Origin of the sequence: Streptomyces sp. P9(2023) (assembly GCF_032436795.1) — a bacterium.
Lineage (GTDB): Bacteria > Actinomycetota > Actinomycetes > Streptomycetales > Streptomycetaceae > Streptomyces.
The window spans coordinates 24,265-41,106 of sequence record NZ_JAUPWM010000010.1; the positions used below are offsets into that span (position 1 = coordinate 24,265).

The window sequence follows — 16,842 nt, forward strand, 5'->3', positions numbered from 1 at the left end:
GGTTCCTTCAGAGCTCCTGGGCGAGCGCGTGGATGAACGCGCGCGATTCGGGTTCGGGCAGGGCGAGTCCGCGGAGCCGTTCCAACAGGCCACGATAGCGCCGGAGTTGCATGTCGGCGTCGAGCAGGATCGAGCCGTGGGAAGAGTCCAGCTGTACGGTGTCGAGCTGGGGCACGGGCGCCGCCGCATAGGTGAACGACTGGCCCGCGCCGGGGAAGCCGCCGGCCGTGAACGGGATGACGCGCACCGTGATCGTGTCCCGCTCCGAGCGCGCCAGCATGTACTCCAGCTGGGCCCTGGCCACCTTCGGGCCGCCGAACTGCATCCGCAGGGCGGCCTCGTGGATCACCGCCTCGTAGAGCGTGGGCCGGTCCCGGTCCAGGATCTCCTGGCGGCGCAGCCGCAGCGCCACCCGCGCCTGGAGATCGGGTCCCGGCAGCGGCGGGTCGACGGTGTCGAAGACGGCCCGCGCGTGCTCCTCGGTCTGCAGGAGGCCGGGGATGTGGGTGGTGACGGCGGTGTGCAACTCCGAGGCGTGGAACTCGAGTTCGGCGATGTCGATGAGTCCGGGCGGCAGCAGTCCGCGGTGCTCCTCCCACCAGCCCCGGTCCCGTTCCTGGGCCGTCGCGGCGAGCAGGTCGACGAGGCCGGTGTCCGGGCAGCCGTAGTTGAAGGCGAGAGTGCGCACGCGCTCGGCGCTGATGCCGAAGCGGCCCGACTCGATGTTGGGGATACGGGTGCGGTCGACGCCCAGGAGGGCGGCGGCCTGCTGGGCCGACATCCCCGACTGTTCGCGCAGTTTGCGCAGTTCCTTCCCGAGCCGCTGCTGGCGCGCGGTCGGGGTGCTCCTGGGTGGCACGCTCGCTCTTCCCTCCTGGCCGGCCCGTCGTGGTCGGCGGTCGGCCCGTGGTGGCCGGCATTTTGGCCGGAATAACACGTCTACCCGCAAGTAGTAGCACCGTGCTCCGGGCGTACACTACGGTCGGTAGTGTCAGTCTCACACGCAGCGACCGTATCTGTGTGTGAGCATCCCCACACACAGGAAATGTGAGCAACACGATGAAGGGCGCCCTGCGTTGCCTCCCGTCCGCCGTCGCGGCCGGGCCCATATCTCCCGCGGCGGAGAACCTCAGCTACTCGATGGTCCTGCCCGGGGGCGCCTACTGCGCCGGACTGGCCCGGCAGGCCGTCCGCACGCTGCTCACCCGGCACGGTCTGGCCGAGCTCTGCGACACCGCCGTGCTCGCGGCCTCCGAACTGGTCGCCGCCGCCTACCGCTTCACCCCCGACCGGGAGATGATCCTGCGCGTCCGCCGGCAGTTCGAGGCGTTGCGGATCGTCCTCTACGACCAGCATCCGGCGCACTCCTCGGCGGAGAAGGCCGAGGAATGCCGCGACCGCCGAAGCCGCAGCATGTGGCTGCTGGCCGCGGCGGTCGACCGGCGCGGCGGGGACTGGGGACTCGCCCCGGTGCTCACGCCCGGTGGCGGCACGAAGTCCTGGGCGTTACTGAGCCGTTGACACGACCTCCGCCGCGTCCGTCGGCCGCAGCTCGCCGTCGAGCAGCAGCCAGCGGGTGATCCCCAGCGACTCCAGGAACGGCACGTCGTGGCTGGCCACGATCAACGCCCCCTCGTACGCCTCCAGGGCCGCCGTCAGCTTCCGCACCGACGCCATGTCCAGATTGTTCGTCGGCTCGTCCAGCATCAGCAGCCGCGGTGCCGGTTCGGCGAGCAGCAACGCCGCAAGGGTGGCCCGGAACCGCTCCCCGCCGGACAGCGTCCCGGCCGGCTGGTCCGCCCGCGCACCCCGGAACAGGAACCGGGCGAGGCGCGCCCTGATCATGTTGGCCGTCGCCTCGGGCGCGAACCGGGCCACGTTCTCCACCACACTCAACCCGTCGTCGAGCACGTCGAGTCGCTGCGGCAGGAAACGCAGCGGCACATGGGTCTCGACCTCGCCCGCCACCGGCTCCAACTCCCCGGCGATCGTGCGCAACAGCGTCGTCTTGCCGGCCCCGTTGCGGCCCACGAGCGCGATCCGCTCGGGCCCGCGCAGCTCGAAGCCGCCGTCCACCCGGGCGCCGTACCGCAGTTCCAGATCGCGCAGCGTCAGCACCTCGCGGCCCGGGTGGACCGTGGTGCGCGGCAGCTCGATCCTGATCTCGTCGTCGTCCCGCACCGCCTCCACCGCCACGTCGAGCCGCTCGCGCGCCTCGGCCAGCCGCTCGGTGTGCAGGGCGCGGTGCTTGCCCGCCGACACCTGCGCCGCGGCCTTGCGGTTGTTGGCGACGATCTTCGGTACGACCTTGTTGTCGAAGCTCTTCTGCCCGTACCGCTTCCGGCGCGCCAACTTCATCTGTGCTTCGGAGAGTTCGCGCCTCTGCCGCTGGACGTCGGCCTCGGCGACCCGCACCATCCGTTCGGCCGCCTCCTGTTCGGCGGCGAGCGCCGCCTCGTACGCGGAGTACGCCCCGCCGTACCAGGCGACCTCGCCGTCGCGGAGATCGGCGATCTGGTCGACCCGCTCCAGGAGTTGACGGTCGTGGCTGACCACGACCAGGACGCCGGACCAGGCGTCCACGGCCTCGTAGAGCCGGTTCCGCGCGTGCAGGTCGAGATTGTTCGTCGGCTCGTCGAGCAGCAGGATGTCCGGCCGGGCGAGCAGCAGCGCCGCGAGCCGCAGCAGCACCGACTCGCCGCCGGACACCTCGCCGATCGTCCGGTCGAGGCCGATGTGCCCGAGGCCGAGCTGGTCGAGCGTGGCGCGGGCCCGTTCCTCCACGTCCCAGTCGTCGCCGACCGCGGTGAAGTGCTCCTCGGCGGGATCGCCCGCCTCGATGGCGTGCAGCGCGGCCCGGGTCTCGGCGATCCCGAGGGCCTGGTCGACCCGGAGCGCGGTGTCCAGGACCAGGTTCTGCGGGAGGTAGCCGACCTCGCCGACCGTACGGACCGTGCCGTCGGCGGGGGTCAGCTCACCGGCGACGAGCTTGAGGAGCGTCGACTTCCCGGAGCCGTTCAGACCGATCAGGCCGGTCCGGCCGGGGCCGACCGCGAGCCGGAAGTCGCTCAGGACCTCGGTGCCGTCCGGCCAGGAGAACGACAGGGACGAGCAGGTGATGAAAGTGGGATGGGTCGCCATGGGGGCCTCCCTGTTGCGAGAGCGTGGGCTGGGGCAACGGGTGAGACACCGGGGCGCGGGCAGGCGGGACATGCTCGTACGCCGAGGGCGAAGACGGCACACGCGGCGCTGCTCAGGGGCAGCAAGAGGCACGCGCGGCACGGTGTCTCGCATCCTCAGACGAGCAACGGCCTTCTCCGATCGGGCGACAACAGGGCCAGGTCAGGACGGTACGCCCGGCGCCGGGCGGAGACAAACGATTTAAGCGAATGCGGAGACGGCGCGCGGTCAGTCGTCCAGGAGCTGGGCCAGGTCCTCGTCCCAGTCCAGGTACTGGTGCTCGCGGCCGGTCGGCACCAGGTGCTGCGAGCGCTGGAGGAAGCGGCGCAGCTCGGATGTGCGCACGTGCACCACGGCCACGCCCTCGGGCGCGTGGAACTCCACGACGGTGCGGTCGTACCCGTACGGGCGGACCCGGACGTCCCCGAGCCCGGCGGGTCCGTCGACCCCCTGCGCGAGCAGCTCGCGCGAGAAGGCCCAGGACACCTCGACGCCCTCCAGCGTCGCGGGCGGCGGGAACGCCATGCTCACGGCGAAGGGATCCTCGCGGTCGTACCGGAGTGTGGCGGGGACGGTCTCCATCCGGGGCGCGGATGCGACCAGACGGGCCTGAACGGCCTGCTCGATGACGGTGGACAAGGCCAGCTCCTGTCGCGCGGCTTCGGTTCCTGACGTCTCCCTGACACAAGGGAAGACGAACGAAGGGGCCGGAACGTGCACTGGGGGGTCACGTGAGCTGTGTCACCGCCCGCCCCCGCGTCTGCCCGGTACGAGGCGGTCTGGACGGGGTCTTCGGGGTGGGCTAGCTTCCGGCGCCATGACGTCCAAGGGGAAGACGAGACGAATGATGTGGGCGGGACTGAGCGGGGCGGCCCTCGCACTGGCCCTGACGGTCCCGGCGCACGGGACTTCGGGCGGTACGGCGCCGGTCGGGGCCTACGGAGCCGGCTGGCAGCTGACGGAGACCGGTACGGACGCCCGCTTCCGGGGGCTCGACGCCGTCGACCGTACGACAGCCTGGGCGGCGGGCTCGAAGGGGACGGTGCTGCGGACCACGGACGGCGGCCGGAGCTGGCGGAACGTCTCGCCACCCGGCGCGGGGGAACTGGAGCTGCGCGACGTCGAGGCGTTCGACGCCCGGCGCGCGGTGGTTCTCGCCATCGGCGAGGGGGAGGCCTCCCGGGTCCTGCGCACCGACGATGGCGGAGCCACCTGGACGGAGTCCTTCCGCAACACCGACCCGCGGGCGTTCTACGACTGCATGACCTTCTTCGACCGCCGGCACGGGCTCGCCATGAGCGACCCGGTCGACGGGAAGTACCGGATCCTGTCGACCCGGGACGGCGGCCGTTCGTGGGCGGTCCTGCCCGACGCGGGGATGCCGGCCGCGCTGCCCGGCGAGGCCGGGTTCGCGGCGAGCGGCCAGTGCCTGGTCTCCTCCGGGCCGCGGGACGTCTGGCTGGCCACCGGTGGCGGTGCCGGCGCGCGCGTGCTGCACTCCCGCGACCGGGGCCTGAACTGGACCGTCGCCGAGTCGGCCATCCCGGCCGGCGACCCGGCGCGGGGCGTCTTCGGGCTGGCCTTCCGTGACCGTACGCACGGCATCGCCGTCGGCGGCGACTACCGGGCGGGACAGGCCTCGCCGCACGCGGCCGCGGTCACCGGCGACGGCGGACGCCACTGGAGCGCGGCCTCGGCCCCGCCGCCCGCGTACCGCTCGGGCGTCGCGTGGCTCCCGTACTCCCTCCCCCATAGCCTTGACGGCATGGGAGGTGCCCCCAACGCCGCGCTCGCGGTCGGCCCGACCGGCACGGACCTGACGACGGACGGCGGCCGCACCTGGCGGACCGTCGACACCGGCTCGTACGACACGGTCGACTGCACGCGGGACGGCGCGTGCTGGGCCTCCGGCGAGAAGGGCCGCATCGCCCGCCTCGGCAGAGGCTGAACGGCTAGGAAGGGAGCTGTTCGCGGTACGGGGCGAGGGCCTCGGCCGTCTTCGTCGCGTAGAACTCCGTGATCCGGTACGCGCAGACGCCCTCGACCGTGAACGGGTCGGCCGCCACGATCTTCTCGATCTCCGCGCGGTCGACCCCGGCGGCCAGGACGATGCCGCCGTCCCGCGGGTTCTTCCGCCCGGACGCGATGAAGACGCCCGCGGCGTACTGCGCGTCGAGCCATTCGACGTGCGCGTCGAGCAGCGCGTCGGCCCGCTCGACCGGGGCGGTGTAGGTCAATTCCAGAACGAACATGATCGCAGGCTACCCGGGGGCCGGACGGCGGCGGGAAAACCGCTCGCCAGTCGGACGGAGGCGCGCCGTAGGGTGGCCGACATCATGACGATCATCGACGTTCCCGAGGGCTGGCCCACCGACGAGACGACGGCCCGCGCCGTGCAGCGGGAACTGCGCTCCCGGCTCGTCCTCGACGAGCCGGGCCCGGAGCCCGGCACCGGCCATGTCACCGGGCTCGACGTGGCGTACGAGGACGAGCGCGACCTCGTCGCCGCCGCGGCCGTCGTCCTGGACGCCCGGACGCTCGCCGTCGTGGAGGAGGCGACGGCGGTCGGCCGGGTGTCGTTCCCGTACGTCCCCGGGCTGCTCGCCTTCCGCGAGATCCCGACGGTGCTCGCCGCGCTCGGTTCGCTGACCGCCGACCCGGGGCTGCTCGTCTGCGACGGCTACGGTCTCGCCCACCCCCGCCGCTTCGGGCTCGCGAGCCACCTCGGCGTGCTGACGGGCCGCCCGTCGATCGGCGTCGCGAAGAACCCGTTCACCTTCGCGTACGAGCAACCCGGCCCGGACCGGGGCGACTTCAGCCCTCTGACGGCGGGGGACGAGGAGGTCGGGCGGGCCCTGCGCACCCAGGCGGGGGTGAAGCCCGTCTACGTCTCCGTCGGCCACCGGGTCTCCCTCGACAACGCCTGCGCCCACACCCTGCTGCTGGCGCCGCGCTACCGCATCCCGGAGACCACGCGGCGCGCCGACTCCCTCTGCCGCCGGGCCCTCCGGGAGGCCCTGGACCGGTCGGGGGCTGAGTAGCGTGACTGAGTACGCGTACGGATGGCGGGCGGTGATCGCGCGAGGCAGGCTTGTGCGCATGACATCCCCCGTCTCCGCCCCTCCACGCACCGCCGGGCGCTCCATGAACGTGCTGCTCGCCGGGGCCGGGCTGCTCGCCCTGGCCTGGGTCTGCGCCATGATCTACGTCGTCGCCGCCTGGGTGCTCGCATGATCGGCACGCTCCAGTGCGTCGTCCTGGACTGCACCGACGTCATGGAGCTCGCCGGGTTCTACCAGCAGGTGCTGGGCGGTGAGGTCAACCGTCCCGACCCGCAGTGGGCCGTCGGCGATGCCTGGGCCACCCTGCACGATGCCGCCGGCGCGCCGGTGCTCGCCTTCCAGGGCGTGGCCGACCACCGCCCGCCCGTCTGGGGAGCGCCCGAGCAGCAGTTCCACCTCGACGTCCGGGTCACCGACCTGGAGGCCGCCCACGACGCGGTGCTCGCGCTCGGGGCGTCGCTGCTCGACGAAGGGGACGGCGGCCGGGCCTGGCGCATCTACGCCGACCCGGCCGGCCACCCCTTCTGCCTCGTGCGCCACTGAAGGGCTACGGCGCCCGAGCTCGGCCTCAGCCCCTGTGCGCCACCCGGAAGCGGATGCCGGCCGCTTGCAGCCGGTCGAGGAGCGCGTCGCCCATCGCCACCGCCGTCGTGACCTGACCGGAGGTCTTGGGCAGGTCGTCGTCCAGGGCGAGGCAGAGCGCCGACTCGGCGAGGATCTTCGCCGTCTCGTCGTACCCCGGGTCGCCGCCCGAGACCTCCGTGAAGACGCGCCGCCCGCCGCCCTCGCCGACGAAGCGCACGGAGAACCAGCTGCGGGCCCGCCGCTCGGCGCTGGGGCCCCGGCCGGCTTCGTAACGATCCATCAGCCACCGCCGCACGGGCGCGAGTTGGGCAGCGGCGAGGCCGGTGCCGACCACGGCGGAGCCGCCGAGCGCCATCGGGAGCGTCTTGACCGAGGCGTAGTGCCGGTAGACGAAGTCGGGGCCGTACGACTCAAGGGCCCGCGCCGAACGGGCCACCACCTGCGCGTCGATGGTCGGCAGCGGCAGCGCCCAGGTGCCGGTCTCCCGGCTGAATCGCGGCCCTGCGATCGGGGCGCGCGCCCGGCGGCCCACCAACCGGGGCTCGTACAGGCGCCGTTCGCGCGCGGCGCGCAGGGTCTCCCGGCCGCGGCCCATCGCCGTCAGAGCCGACGCGAACGTGCCGCCCGAGAAGATGGCCCCCGCGCGCACGAAGCCGTCGATCCGCAGCGGTACGTCCTTCGGCAGCTGCCGGACGGTGAAGTACACGCCCAAGTCGTGCGGTACGGAGTCGAAGCCGCACGCGTGCACGATCCTTGCCCCCGTCTCGCGGGCCCGCGCGTCGTGCCGTACGTACATCTCGTCGACGAACTCCGGCTCGCCGGTGAGGTCCACATAGTCCGTACCGGCCTCCGCGCAGGCCGCCACCAGGGCCTCGCCGTACCAGACGTACGGGCCGACCGTGGTGGCCACCACCCGGGCGGACGCGGCCAGTTCGCGCATCGCCACCGCGTCGGCGGAGTCCGCGACCACCAGCGGCAGCTCGCCGCACCGGGGCCACCGCGCCGCCAGCCGCTCACGCAACGCGGTCAGCTTGGCGCGGCTCCGCCCGGCGAGCGCCCACCGGCACCCGACCGGAGCGTGCTCGGCCAGATACTCCGCGGTCAGCTCACCCACGAACCCGGTGGCCCCGAAGAGCACGACGTCGAACGCCCGCTCCCCGTCGCCCCGCCGCACACCGTTCCCGCTCTCCATCCGGCCCCTCGCCTTCACCGACGGCTTCCCCTGCGAGCGCGGAGCCTAGCGGTACCTCCCGCGCGGTCGGACGGCGGACCGTCAGCGGTAGTCGTCGGGGTGGCCCTGCATCCAGGTGTTGATCCGGTCCCGGGTGCCGATCAGCAGGGCCTGGCGCTTCTTCAGGTTCGCGAACTCGCGGTCACCGGCCAGGGTCGTCCGCAGCTTCTCGATCCAGGCGATCGGCTCGGGGAAGTGGCCGGGCCCCTTGGGGTCGGCCTTCATCGCGCCGTCGAGCCGGTCCAGTTCGTCGTAGACGCGGCCGAGGAAGTAGGCGCAGTCCGTGGCGCAGCTGTCGTTGAGCGTGGCCTGCAGCCCGGCGAAGGCGTCCCTGACCAGCACCGTCGGTGCGGTCGGCTCCGCGCCGCTCTCGGGCTGCCCCTCGTCACCCGTCGCCCCGCTGTCGCCCGCGGCCGGCGGCGAAGCGGTCGCGCCACGGGGCGAGCCCTCGTCCGCGGGCTTGTCCGCCGTGCCGGAGCAGGAGATCAGCAGGGCGGCGGTCAGCGGTGCCGCGAGCAGGGCGGAGATCCCGCGTCGTGATATGCGCATGACGGGACCCTATCCGCAGCCGGTCCGGGCGCGGCGGGTGCGCCAAGGAATTTCCAAGCGCTTGCTCGGCCTGGGGTCTTGTGCGGAGTGGAACACGTTCCTAGCATCACCGGTGTTACATCATTGGTGTCACATAGCTGGGGGCTCGATGGCGGCGACGACGGCAACCACCCACACCACCACTCGAACCGGGCCCCTCTCCGGGGTGCGGGTGGTGGAGCTGGCGGGGATCGGGCCCGGTCCGTTCGCTGCCATGCTGCTCGCCGATCTCGGGGCCGACGTCGTCCGGGTCGACCGGCCGGGCGGGCCCGGGCTCGGCATCGACCCCGCGTACGACCTCACCAACCGCAACAAGCGCTCCGCCCTCGTCGACCTCAAGGCGGACGGCGGTCCCGCGACCGTCCTCGACCTGGTCGAGCGGGCCGACATCCTGATCGAGGGCTACCGGCCCGGCGTCGCCGAACGCCTCGGCGTCGGCCCCGACGCCTGCCTCGCCCGCAACCCGAAGCTCGTCTACGGCCGGATGACCGGCTGGGGCCAGGACGGGCCGCTCGCCGCCAGCGCCGGACACGACATCGCGTACCTCGCGATCACCGGCACCCTCGGCATGATCGGCCCCGACCCGGACGGCCCGCCCACCGTCCCCGCCAATCTCGTCGGCGACTACGCGGGCGGCTCGCTCTACCTCGTCGTCGGGGTCCTCGCGGCGCTCCAGCACGCCCGCGCGCACGGCGAGGGCCAGGTCGTCGACGCCGCCATCGTCGACGGTTCCGCCCACCTCGCCACCATGATCCACGGCATGCTCGCGGCCGGCGGCTGGCAGGACCGGCGCGGCGTCAACCTGCTGGACGGCGGCTGCCCCTTCTACGGCACGTACGAGACCTCCGACGGCCGGTACATGGCCGTCGGCGCGCTTGAGCAGCAGTTCTACGACGAGTTCGTCCGGCTCCTCGGCATCGAGGACGTCGCCCCCGCCCGCCGCGACTTCGGCCGCTGGGCGGAGCTCCGTACCGCTGTCGCGGAACGCTTCCGTACCCGTACGAGCGAGGAGTGGACCGCCGTCTTCGAGGGGACCGACGCGTGCGTCGCCCCCGTCCTCTCCCTCCGCGAGGCCCCCGCGCACCCGCACCTCGCCGCCCGCGCCACCTTCGTCGAGCACGGCGGCCTCACCCAGCCCGCCCCCGCACCCCGCTTCTCCGTCACCCCCGGGACCGTCCGCACCGGCCCCGCCCGGCCCGGCGCCGACACCGACGAGATCGCCCGCGACTGGGCCGTCCCCTCCCTGAAAGGCCAGCCCGAAGCATGAAGCGCCAGCTCTACACCGCCGACCACGAGGCCTTCCGCGCCACCGTCCGTACCTTCCTCGCCAAGGAGGTGCTGCCGCACTACGAGCAGTGGGAGAAGGACGGCGTCGTCGCGCGCGAGGCCTGGCGCGCCGCCGGCCGGCAGGGGCTGCTCGGCCTCGCCGTGGACGAGGAGTACGGCGGCGGCGGCAACCCCGACTTCCGCTACAGCGCCGTCCTCGCCGAGGAGTTCACCCGGGCCGGCGCGCCCGGTTTCGCCCTCGGGCTGCACAACGACATCATCGGCCCGTACCTCACCTCGCTCGCCACCGAGGAGCAGAAGCGCCGCTGGCTGCCCGGTTTCTGCACCGGCGAGCTGATCACCGCCATCGCGATGACCGAGCCGGGGGCGGGCTCCGACCTCCAGGGCATCCGTACGAGCGCCGAGGACCGGGGCGACCACTGGGTGCTCAACGGCTCCAAGACCTTCATCTCCAACGGGATCCTCGCCGACCTGGTGATCGTGGTCGCGAAGACGACGCCCGAGGGCGGGGCGCACGGGCTCTCGCTGCTCGTCGTCGAGCGGGGGACGGAGGGCTTCGAGCGGGGCAGGAACCTGGACAAGATCGGCCAGAAGTCCCAGGACACCGCCGAGCTCTTCTTCCACGACGTCCGCGTCCCCAAGGAGAACCTCCTCGGCGAGCTCAACGGGGCCTTCGTCCACCTCATGACCAATCTCGCCCAGGAGCGGATGGCCATCGCCGTGGCGGGCATCGCCGCCGCCGAACACCTCCTGGAGATCACCACCCGGTACGTGAAGGAGCGCGAGGCGTTCGGTCGCCCGCTGGCCAAGCTCCAGCACATCCGCTTCGAGATCGCGGAGATGGCGACCGAGTGCGCCGTCACCCGTACGTTCCTCGACCGGTGCATCGTGGATCACTCGAACGGGGAACTCGACGCCGTCCACGCCTCGATGGCCAAGTGGTGGGCGACCGAGCTGCAGAAGCGGGTCGCCGACCGCTGCCTCCAACTCCACGGAGGGTACGGCTACATGGCCGAGTTCCCGGTGGCCAGGGCGTTCACCGACGGCCGTATCCAGACCATCTACGGCGGCACGACCGAGATCATGAAGGAGATCATCGGACGTTCCCTGCTGGGCTAGGCGACAAGCGCTGGTCCCTCCGCCCGACACCCCTCATCGTCGACATCCCCGAACCTTGAAACCCTCGAAAGGCTTCTCGTGAGCACCGAAGCGTATGTGTACGACGCGATCCGCACCCCGCGCGGTCGCGGCAAGGCCAACGGAGCCCTGCACGGCACCAAGCCCATCGACCTCGTCGTCGGACTCATCCACGAGCTTCGCGACCGCTTCCCCGGGCTCGACCCGGCCGCGATCGACGACATCGTCCTCGGCGTCGTCGGCCCGGTCGGCGACCAGGGCTCCGACATCGCCCGGATCGCGGCCATCGCCGCCGGCCTGCCCGACACCGTCGCAGGCGTCCAGGAGAACCGCTTCTGTGCCTCCGGCCTCGAAGCCGTCAACATGGCCGCGATGAAGGTCCGTTCGGGCTGGGAGGAGCTCGTCCTCGCCGGTGGCGTCGAGTCCATGTCGCGCGTCCCGATGGCCTCCGACGGCGGCGCCTGGTTCGCCGACCCGATGACCAACCACGAGACCGGGTTCGTTCCCCAGGGCATCGGCGCCGACCTCATCGCCACCATCGAGGGCTTCTCGCGCCGCGACGTCGACGAATACGCCGCGCTCTCCCAGGAGCGCGCCGCGGCCGCCTGGAAGGACGGCCGCTTCGACCGCTCCGTCGTCCCCGTCAAGGACCGGCACAGCGGCCTCGTCGTCCTCGACCACGACGAGCACATGCGCCCCGGTACCACCGCCGACTCGCTCGCCGCCCTCAAGCCCTCCTTCGCCGCCATCGGCGACATGGGCGGCTTCGACGCCGTCGCGCTGCAGAAGTACCACTGGGTGGAGAAGATCGACCACGTCCACCACGCCGGCAACTCCTCCGGCATCGTGGACGGCGCCTCGCTCGTCGCCATCGGCTCGAAGGCCGTCGGCGAGCGGTACGGGCTGACGCCGCGCGCCCGGATCGTCGCCGCCGCCGTCTCGGGCTCCGAGCCCACCATCATGCTCACCGGGCCCGCCCCCGCGACCCGCAAGGCGCTCGCCAAGGCCGGTCTCACCATGGACGACATCGACCTGGTCGAGATCAACGAGGCCTTCGCGGGCGTCGTGCTCCGCTTCGTCAAGGACATGGGCATCAGCCTCGACAAGGTCAACGTCAACGGCGGCGCGATCGCGCTCGGCCACCCGCTCGGCGCGACCGGCGCGATGATCCTCGGCACCCTCGTCGACGAGCTGGAGCGCCAGGACAAGCGGTACGGCCTCGCCACGCTGTGCGTCGGCGGCGGCATGGGCATCGCCACCATCGTCGAGCGCGTCTGACCGTCCGTCCCCCCCGGCCTTCACCAGTCTTACGGAGAAGCAGCAATGAGCAACCAGAGCACCACCATCCGCTGGGAGCAGGACGAGACCGGCGTCGTCACCCTTGTTCTGGACGACCCGAACCAGTCCGCGAACACCATGAACCAGGCGTTCAAGGACTCCATCGCGGCGATCGCCGACCGCGCCGAGGCCGAGAAGGACTCCATCCGCGGCATCATCTACACCTCCGCCAAGAAGACCTTCTTCGCGGGCGGCGACCTCAAGGACATGATCCGGCTGAGGCCGGAGGACGCCCAGCTCGCCTTCGACACCGGCACCGAGATCAAGCGCTCCCTGCGCCGCATCGAGACCCTCGGCAAGCCGGTCGTCGCCGCCATCAACGGCGCGGCGCTCGGCGGCGGTTACGAGATCGCCCTCGCCTCCCACCACCGGATCGCGCTCGACGCGCCCGGCTCCAAGATCGGCCTGCCCGAGGTCACGCTCGGCCTGCTCCCGGCGGGCGGCGGCGTCACCCGTACCGTACGGCTCATGGGCATCGCCGACGCCCTGCTGAAGGTGCTGCTCCAGGGCACCCAGTACGCGCCCCGGCGGGCCCTGGAGAACGGCCTGGTCCACGAGGTGGCCGCCACGCCGGAGGAGATGCTCGCCAAGGCGCGCGCCTTCATCGACGCGAACCCCGAGTCGCAGCAGCCCTGGGACGTCAAGGGGTACAAGATCCCGGGCGGCACCCCGTCCAATCCCCGCTTCGCCGCCAACCTGCCGGCCTTCCCGGCCAACCTGAAGAAGCAGCTGAACGGCGCGCCGTACCCGGCCCCGCGCAACATCCTCGCCTGCGCCGTCGAGGGCTCCCAGGTCGACTTCGAGACGGCGCTGACCATCGAGGCCCGGTACTTCACCGAGCTGGTCACCGGCCAGACCGCGAAGAACATGATCCAGGCGTTCTTCTTCGACCTCCAGGCCGTCAACTCCGGCGCCAGCCGCCCCCAGGGCGTCGAGCCGCGCCCCGTCCGCAAGGTCGCCGTGCTCGGCGCGGGCATGATGGGGGCCGGGATCGCGTACTCGTGCGCCCGCGCGGGCATCGAGGTCGTCCTCAAGGACGTCACGGCGGAGTCCGCGGCGAAGGGCAAGGGCTACTCCGAGCAGCTCTGCGCCAAGGCCGTCTCCCGGGGCCGTACGACCCGGGCCAAGGCGGACGAACTCCTCGCCCGGATCACCCCGACCGCCGACCCCGCCGACGTCACGGGCTGCGACGCCGTGATCGAGGCCGTCTTCGAGGACACCGCGCTCAAGCACAAGGTCTTCGAGGAGATCCAGGACATCGTCGAGCCGGACGCGCTGCTCTGCTCCAACACCTCCACGCTGCCGATCACCGTGCTCGCGGAGGGTGTCTCCCGCCCGGACGACTTCATCGGCCTGCACTTCTTCTCGCCGGTCGACAAGATGCCGCTGGTGGAGATCATCAAGGGCGAGCGCACCGGCGACGAGGCGCTGGCCCGCGCCTTCGACCTCGTCCGGCAGATCAAGAAGACCCCGATCGTCGTCAACGACTCGCGCGGCTTCTTCACCTCGCGGGTGATCGGTCAGTTCATCAACGAAGGCGTCGCCATGGTCGGCGAGGGCGTCGAACCGGCCTCGATCGAGCAGGCGGCGGCGCAGGCCGGATACCCGGCCAAGGTCCTCTCCCTGATGGACGAGCTGACCCTCACGCTGCCCCGGAAGATCCGCAACGAGACCCGGCGCGCGATCGAGGAGGCCGGCGGCACCTGGGCCGGGCACCCCTCGGACGCGGTCATCGACCGGATGGTCGACGAGTTCGGGCGTACCGGACGCAGCGGCGGCGCGGGCTTCTACGAGTACGGGGAGGACGGCAAGCGGGCGGGCCTGTGGCCGGGGCTGCGCGAGCACTTCACGCGCGCGGACGTGGAGATCCCCTTCGAGGACATGAAGGAGCGGATGCTCTTCTCCGAGGCGCTGGACTCGGTCCGCTGCCTGGAGGAGAACGTCCTGACCTCGGTCGCCGACGCGAACATCGGCTCGATCATGGGCATCGGCTTCCCGGCGTGGACCGGTGGAGTGCTCCAGTACATCAACGGCTACGAGGGCGGGCTGCCGGGCTTCGTGGCACGCGCGCGTGAGCTGGCGGAGAAGTACGGCGACCGCTTCCAGCCGCCGGCGCTGCTGGTGGAGAAGGCGGAGCGGGGCGAGGTCTTCACGGACGCGTGACGTCCTTGCCTCGCTGAGCGGTCCCGGCGCACCGGTCCGATCGTCCGATCGGGCGGTGTGTCGGGGCCGCCTCGTGTGGGGGCGGGGGCGGGGCCCCGCGTCCCTCTACGCTCGCAGACGATCAAGGAGGTCGGATGCGGGACAAGACCGGTCGCTGGATCCGTGGCGTCATCCTCGCCGTGGTGAGCGTGTCGTGCGTGGCCCTGCTCGTCGGATGCGACTCCGAAAAGGACGATCCCGCGGACGAGCCGTCGCCGTCGGTCGTGTCCGAGGAACGGTCGGAGGATCCGTCCGAGGATCCGTTCGAGGACCGGTCGGAGGATCCGGACGACACTCCGAACCCTCGGCCCACGGGCGACGACCAGCAGTCCATCGCCCCGGAACCACTGCCGCCGACGGCCTCCCGCACGGACGACGAGGACGGCCCGACCAGCGCGCCGTCCCTCACCCCGCCGGTGCCCCCCTCGCCCAAGGCTCCGGTCCCGCCCGAGCTGCCCGATCCCGACGGCACGTGAGCGAGTCCGACGAGCACCCGCCGCCCGAGCATTCGCCGCCCGAGCACGCGGCCACCCCGCCCGCCCGGGGGAGCGAGCCGACCAGCCCCACCGCGCTCCTCAGGATCGTGATCGCGCAAGGGACGTTCATCGCGGCGCTCATGTTCTACCTGGGGGCGATGTACACCAGCAGTTTCTACGCGTACTTCCACATCTCCCTCAGCGCGCTCGACCTGGGCTTCGGCGAGCAGGTCACCCAGAGCCTCCACATGCTGAAGCTGGAGGTCCTGGTGGCCGCCGGGGTGGTCCTGCTCCTCGTGGCAGTGCCCTGGTACTCGGCGCGGTCCTGGCCGAACGGCGCCGCGGCGCCCCGCGCCCCCTCACGGGCCGAGGTCCTGGCGGGCCGACTGCAACTGCCGGTCGTGGCCGTCGGCGTGGTGCTGCTCGCCCTGTGGAGCGAGATCCAGCCGTACGGCTGGACCGCTCCGCTGGTCATCGCGGCCGGTCTTCTGATGGGCCAGTTCCGTGACGCGACGGGGCGACGCCCGACGGCATTCCGGTACCGGGCGCTGCCGATCTTCGCGGCGGGGGTCTTCCTCTTCTGGGCGCTCACCCAGGTCACCGTGCAGACCGCCGAACGGGACGCCGCTTCCCGCGCCCGCCATGTCACCGAATGGACCGGCGTAATGCTCCTCAGCACCCATCCACTCGCCCTGCCCACCAGCAGGGTCACGAAGGATGTGCTGCCGAGCGGAGTACGGCATCGCTACCGCTACACCGGGCTGCGCCTGCTCCTGGAACGCGACGGGCGGTACTACGTCGTCCCGCTGGGCTGGAATGTGAAGCAGGACGTGATGTACATCGTCCGCGAGAGCGACACCGTGTGGATCGGCCTGACCCCGGGAACCCGGCCGAAGCTGCTCGGCTAGCCGTCCGCGGCGCTTTCCGTACCGGACTCCGTACCCGTACCCGTCTCCGTGCCGAACGCCGCCCGCAACTCCTCCTGCAGGGACCGCTGGAAGGCCGTGACGAGGGCCTGGATCACCATCGGCTGCATGTGCGCGGAGAGCGACTTCATGGCGGCCAGGTGGTCCGGGTCCTCGGCGCTCTCCCGGTACGGGTTCCAGACCTCCTCCCGGAAGAGCCGGGACAGCTCCTGCGCCGCCACGCGCGCGTGCTCCAGGAGGACGGTGCGGGAGGCGAGGATCGTCTCGTGCGCGATGGGGACGTCGAGCAGCTCGACGCCGAGCCGCAACAGCGAGGCGTCGAGCCGGAAGACGTCGGGGTCGTCACCCTTGTCCAGTACCCCCATCGCCGCGAGCCGGTCGACGTCCGTGTCCCCGAGGCCCCGCCCGGCGCGCCGCTCCAGCTCGCGCCGGGTGATCTCCTCGGCGGACTCGGGCGCCCAGGCGGCGATCAGGGCCCGGTGCACGGCGAGGTCGCGCTCGCTGAGATCGGGCGGCAGTGCGTGCAGATACCGCTCGATGGCGGCGAGCGTCATCCCCCGCCGCTGGAGCTCCTCGATCAACGCGAGCCGGGAGAGGTGCCCGGGCCCGTACTGCCCGACCCGCCGCGGCCCGATGACGGGCGGTGGCAGCAGCCCCTTGGTCCCGTAGAACCGCACGGTCCGTACGGTGACACCGGCGCGAGCGGCCAACTCGTCGACGGTGAACGTCGGCACGTCGCTCTCGGTGGCCATCTGGGGCGCCTCGCTTTCGGTACTGTGCTGTGCCGTTGCGCTAGGTGGAACAGTATTGCTGTCTCACCACCGATGTAA

The 16,842-nt window shown here is 72.0% G+C and carries 18 protein-coding genes; 11 read left to right on the plus strand and 7 right to left on the minus strand.

Going from position 1 to position 16,842, the window contains the following annotated elements:
• Positions 1-7: 7 nt before the first annotated feature.
• A complete protein-coding gene (locus tag Q5762_RS16495) occupies positions 8-859 on the minus strand; it encodes a helix-turn-helix transcriptional regulator (RefSeq protein WP_315892864.1) in 852 nt (283 codons plus the stop codon).
• 188 nt (positions 860-1,047) lie between these two features.
• Between Q5762_RS16495 and Q5762_RS16500 the strand changes: the two genes are divergently transcribed.
• Entirely contained in the window at positions 1,048-1,521 is a 474-nt protein-coding gene (locus tag Q5762_RS16500; protein ID WP_315892865.1) for an ATP-binding protein, read from the plus strand.
• Here Q5762_RS16500 and Q5762_RS16505 read toward each other — a convergent pair.
• Together Q5762_RS16505 and Q5762_RS16510 are read right to left on the minus strand one after the other, a co-directional pair.
• Entirely contained in the window at positions 1,507-3,141 is a 1,635-nt protein-coding gene (locus tag Q5762_RS16505; protein WP_315892866.1) for an ATP-binding cassette domain-containing protein, read from the minus strand. The genes Q5762_RS16500 and Q5762_RS16505 overlap by 15 nt on opposite strands.
• A 267-nt stretch (positions 3,142-3,408) precedes the next feature.
• On the minus strand, positions 3,409-3,819 hold the full coding sequence (locus Q5762_RS16510) for an SsgA family sporulation/cell division regulator (RefSeq protein ID WP_315892867.1): 411 nt from the start codon (positions 3,817-3,819) through the stop codon (positions 3,409-3,411).
• 178 nt (positions 3,820-3,997) lie between these two features.
• On the opposite strand from Q5762_RS16510, the gene Q5762_RS16515 reads away from it, so the two are divergent.
• The gene (locus Q5762_RS16515) at positions 3,998-5,128 is read left to right on the plus strand and encodes an oxidoreductase (protein ID WP_315892868.1); all 1,131 of its coding nucleotides are present in this window, start codon (positions 3,998-4,000) and stop codon (positions 5,126-5,128) included.
• A 4-nt stretch (positions 5,129-5,132) separates the two neighbouring features.
• On the opposite strand, the gene Q5762_RS16520 is transcribed toward Q5762_RS16515, so the two are convergent.
• On the minus strand, positions 5,133-5,432 hold the full coding sequence (locus tag Q5762_RS16520; protein ID WP_315892869.1) for a YciI family protein: 300 nt from the start codon (positions 5,430-5,432) through the stop codon (positions 5,133-5,135).
• Between the two features lie 84 nt (positions 5,433-5,516).
• Here Q5762_RS16520 and Q5762_RS16525 point away from each other — a divergent pair, with 84 nt between their 5' ends.
• The 3 genes from Q5762_RS16525 to Q5762_RS16535 are packed head-to-tail and all read left to right on the plus strand — an operon-like array spanning position 5,517 to position 6,785.
• A complete protein-coding gene (locus Q5762_RS16525; RefSeq protein WP_315892870.1) occupies positions 5,517-6,221 on the plus strand; it encodes an endonuclease V in 705 nt (234 codons plus the stop codon).
• Between the two features lie 58 nt (positions 6,222-6,279).
• The gene (gene mmpA / locus Q5762_RS16530) at positions 6,280-6,414 is read left to right on the plus strand and encodes a morphogenic membrane protein MmpA (protein ID WP_315892871.1); all 135 of its coding nucleotides are present in this window, start codon (positions 6,280-6,282) and stop codon (positions 6,412-6,414) included.
• Complete coding sequence (locus Q5762_RS16535; RefSeq protein ID WP_315892872.1) at positions 6,411-6,785, plus strand: VOC family protein; 375 nt, start codon at positions 6,411-6,413, stop codon at positions 6,783-6,785. Before mmpA ends, Q5762_RS16535 begins: the two co-directional genes overlap by 4 nt.
• 25 nt (positions 6,786-6,810) lie before the next feature.
• Here the strand turns inward: Q5762_RS16535 and Q5762_RS16540 are convergent, their stop codons facing one another.
• The gene (locus Q5762_RS16540; RefSeq protein ID WP_315892873.1) at positions 6,811-8,019 is read right to left on the minus strand and encodes a saccharopine dehydrogenase NADP-binding domain-containing protein; all 1,209 of its coding nucleotides are present in this window, start codon (positions 8,017-8,019) and stop codon (positions 6,811-6,813) included.
• An 81-nt stretch (positions 8,020-8,100) separates the two neighbouring features.
• Positions 8,101-8,607 carry a hypothetical protein gene (locus Q5762_RS16545; RefSeq protein ID WP_315892874.1) on the minus strand — a complete coding sequence of 169 codons (507 nt, stop codon included), beginning with the start codon at positions 8,605-8,607 and terminating at the stop codon, positions 8,101-8,103.
• A gap of 148 nt (positions 8,608-8,755) precedes the next feature.
• On the opposite strand from Q5762_RS16545, the gene Q5762_RS16550 reads away from it, so the two are divergent.
• From Q5762_RS16550 to Q5762_RS16575, 6 genes are all read left to right on the plus strand, one after another.
• Positions 8,756-9,913, plus strand: coding sequence for a CaiB/BaiF CoA-transferase family protein (locus Q5762_RS16550; protein ID WP_315892875.1), 1,158 nt, complete (start codon positions 8,756-8,758; stop codon positions 9,911-9,913).
• On the plus strand, positions 9,910-11,052 hold the full coding sequence (locus Q5762_RS16555) for an acyl-CoA dehydrogenase family protein (protein ID WP_315892876.1): 1,143 nt from the start codon (positions 9,910-9,912) through the stop codon (positions 11,050-11,052). The genes Q5762_RS16550 and Q5762_RS16555 overlap by 4 nt, the downstream gene beginning before the upstream one ends.
• A gap of 78 nt (positions 11,053-11,130) precedes the next feature.
• Positions 11,131-12,348: an acetyl-CoA C-acetyltransferase gene (locus tag Q5762_RS16560; RefSeq protein WP_315892877.1), complete on the plus strand. Its 1,218-nt coding sequence runs from the start codon at positions 11,131-11,133 to the stop codon at positions 12,346-12,348.
• A gap of 45 nt (positions 12,349-12,393) precedes the next feature.
• The gene (locus tag Q5762_RS16565) at positions 12,394-14,571 is read left to right on the plus strand and encodes a 3-hydroxyacyl-CoA dehydrogenase NAD-binding domain-containing protein (RefSeq protein WP_315892878.1); all 2,178 of its coding nucleotides are present in this window, start codon (positions 12,394-12,396) and stop codon (positions 14,569-14,571) included.
• Positions 14,572-14,705: 134 nt separating this feature from the next.
• Positions 14,706-15,086 (plus strand): hypothetical protein, encoded by a 381-nt coding sequence (locus Q5762_RS16570; RefSeq protein WP_315892879.1) that lies wholly within the window; start codon positions 14,706-14,708, stop codon positions 15,084-15,086.
• Complete coding sequence (locus tag Q5762_RS16575) at positions 15,083-15,994, plus strand: hypothetical protein (RefSeq protein WP_315892880.1); 912 nt, start codon at positions 15,083-15,085, stop codon at positions 15,992-15,994. Before Q5762_RS16570 ends, Q5762_RS16575 begins: the two co-directional genes overlap by 4 nt.
• Here Q5762_RS16575 and Q5762_RS16580 read toward each other — a convergent pair.
• Positions 15,991-16,764, minus strand: a complete 774-nt coding sequence (locus Q5762_RS16580) for a MerR family transcriptional regulator (protein WP_315892881.1) — start codon at positions 16,762-16,764, stop codon at positions 15,991-15,993. The two genes, Q5762_RS16575 and Q5762_RS16580, sit on opposite strands and share 4 nt — an antisense overlap.
• Positions 16,765-16,842 lie beyond the last annotated feature (78 nt).

Excerpts from the sequence above, each read along its gene's own strand:
- Q5762_RS16565 (WP_315892878.1), top strand. The coding sequence starts at position 12,394 with ATGAGCAACCAGAGCACCACCATCCGCTGGGAGCAGGACGAGACCGGC.
- Q5762_RS16515 (WP_315892868.1), top strand. The coding sequence starts at position 3,998 with ATGACGTCCAAGGGGAAGACGAGACGAATGATGTGGGCGGGACTGAGC.
- Q5762_RS16580 (WP_315892881.1), bottom strand. The coding sequence starts at position 16,764 with ATGGCCACCGAGAGCGACGTGCCGACGTTCACCGTCGACGAGTTGGCC.
- Q5762_RS16520 (WP_315892869.1), bottom strand. The coding sequence starts at position 5,432 with ATGTTCGTTCTGGAATTGACCTACACCGCCCCGGTCGAGCGGGCCGAC.
- Q5762_RS16545 (WP_315892874.1), bottom strand. The coding sequence starts at position 8,607 with ATGCGCATATCACGACGCGGGATCTCCGCCCTGCTCGCGGCACCGCTG.
- Q5762_RS16550 (WP_315892875.1), top strand. The coding sequence starts at position 8,756 with ATGGCGGCGACGACGGCAACCACCCACACCACCACTCGAACCGGGCCC.
- Q5762_RS16535 (WP_315892872.1), top strand. The coding sequence starts at position 6,411 with ATGATCGGCACGCTCCAGTGCGTCGTCCTGGACTGCACCGACGTCATG.
- Q5762_RS16505 (WP_315892866.1), bottom strand. The coding sequence starts at position 3,141 with ATGGCGACCCATCCCACTTTCATCACCTGCTCGTCCCTGTCGTTCTCC.
- Q5762_RS16540 (WP_315892873.1), bottom strand. The coding sequence starts at position 8,019 with ATGGAGAGCGGGAACGGTGTGCGGCGGGGCGACGGGGAGCGGGCGTTC.
- mmpA (WP_315892871.1), top strand. The coding sequence starts at position 6,280 with ATGACATCCCCCGTCTCCGCCCCTCCACGCACCGCCGGGCGCTCCATG.
- Q5762_RS16555 (WP_315892876.1), top strand. The coding sequence starts at position 9,910 with ATGAAGCGCCAGCTCTACACCGCCGACCACGAGGCCTTCCGCGCCACC.
- Q5762_RS16570 (WP_315892879.1), top strand. The coding sequence starts at position 14,706 with ATGCGGGACAAGACCGGTCGCTGGATCCGTGGCGTCATCCTCGCCGTG.
- Q5762_RS16525 (WP_315892870.1), top strand. The coding sequence starts at position 5,517 with ATGACGATCATCGACGTTCCCGAGGGCTGGCCCACCGACGAGACGACG.